Source organism: Pseudomonas aegrilactucae, from assembly GCF_019168305.1.
Classification (GTDB): Bacteria; Pseudomonadota; Gammaproteobacteria; order Pseudomonadales; family Pseudomonadaceae; genus Aquipseudomonas; species Aquipseudomonas aegrilactucae.
The window spans coordinates 1-1,407 of record NZ_JAHTBI010000134.1; the positions used below are offsets into that span (position 1 = coordinate 1).

The 1,407-nt window shown below is 63.0% G+C and carries 2 protein-coding genes; both read right to left on the minus strand.

Features of this window, described 5'->3' with window-relative positions; translation table 11 throughout:
* Nucleotides 1-694, minus strand: a 694-nt coding sequence (gene tssI, locus KUO17_RS25760) for a type VI secretion system tip protein TssI/VgrG (protein ID WP_217978378.1), incomplete at its 3' end; no start/stop codon positions are given.
* Between the two features lie 106 nt (nucleotides 695-800).
* On the minus strand, nucleotides 801-1,319 hold the full coding sequence (locus tag KUO17_RS25765) for an Hcp family type VI secretion system effector (protein WP_217978379.1): 519 nt from the start codon (nucleotides 1,317-1,319) through the stop codon (nucleotides 801-803).
* Nucleotides 1,320-1,407: the final 88 nt, after the last annotated feature.

The window sequence follows — 1,407 nt, forward strand, 5'->3', positions numbered from 1 at the left end:
TGGTGAAGTCGTAGTCGCGCCGCGTGGTGCGGCTGGTGCGCGTGGCCAGGCGCAGGCCGAAACGCTTGACCACCGGCACGTCGGCCACCAGCCCCGTGTCCTGCTGATAGGCCACCGGCGCCAGCTTGGGGAACACGGTCTGGTCGTCGCCAAAAACCAGCGCATGGCCCTGCGGGCTGTGCTGGAAGTGGTAGTGAATACCCTCCTCTTCACACAGGCGCTGGATGAAGTGCAGGTCGGACTCGTCGTACTGCACGCAGTACACCCGCTCGGGGTACACGGCGCTGAGCACGAAGCGGTGGTCGCTGGCCAGGATGCCGTGCTCTTCGAGCACCTGGGCGATGATCTGCGGCACGGTCTTGTGCTGGAAGATGCGCTGGTTGATGCGGTGCGCCAGGTACGCCAGCTGCGGGCGCAGCACCAGGCGGTAGCGCGACAGGCGCCGCCCGGCCTCGCCTTGCGCGGCGCTGTAGACCAGCCCGTGAATGCCGCTGCCGCTGGGCGACAGCTGCAAAAAGGCCAACTTGTGCAGGAGGGATTCCAGGTTCAGCGAAGCCCTTTCACTGACCAGTTCCAGTTCGAACTCGAACGGCTGGCTGAGCGCTTCGCGCCCGGTGAACGACAGCACCTGAAAGTCGCTGTCGACCCCGTCCAGGGTCAGGGTGAAATGGGGCTGGTTGGCCGCTGAGAACATCCGATGTTCCTCCTGCTGCAAAAACTTGGGTGCTTGAAAACTTGAGTGGCAGGCTGCCCCGGCCGGCCATGCAGGCATGGCCGGGGCAGTGAACTAACGCGCAGGCTTAGCCGGCGACCGGGGTACGCCAGTCGTCCGAGCCGGAAGTACCGGAAACCTCATGGGTCCAGGTGATCTTGCGGTAGGTGAAGTGCACGTCTTCGAGGTGGGTGAAGTGCGCGTTGGCCGGGTCCTGGCAGTTGTGCATGTAGTCCTTGATGTCGACGATGATCGCGTCTTCGAGTGTGGTGGTGAAGTAGTGCTCCTGGGTGCCGGCCGCCGAGGTGCGGTACCAGTGGATGACGATCTCGGTCAGGCGCTCGCCGGAGGTCAGCGCGGCCAGCAGCAGGGGCGATGCCTTGTCGAAGACCTTGGTGATGATCACCGGCTTGTGCACACGCTGGCCGGTCGGCTGACCGGATTGCGGGTCACGCGGGATGATCACTTCGTGGTTGAAGCCCTGCACCATGACCTGGTCTTCGTGGCCTTCCTGGTAGGTGTTGCCGACCGAATCGGCGGTGAAGGCGCCTGCGGTGATCAGGCCTTGTTTGGTGCCGGTAACGGACATGTAGGCGGGTGTTGCCATGGGGGCTGCTCCTTGCAAAAAATGAAAAGGTCAGAACGCGAAAAATGCGTTTTGCCTGCAAGGGGATAGTCCAATTTTCATGCCAGAA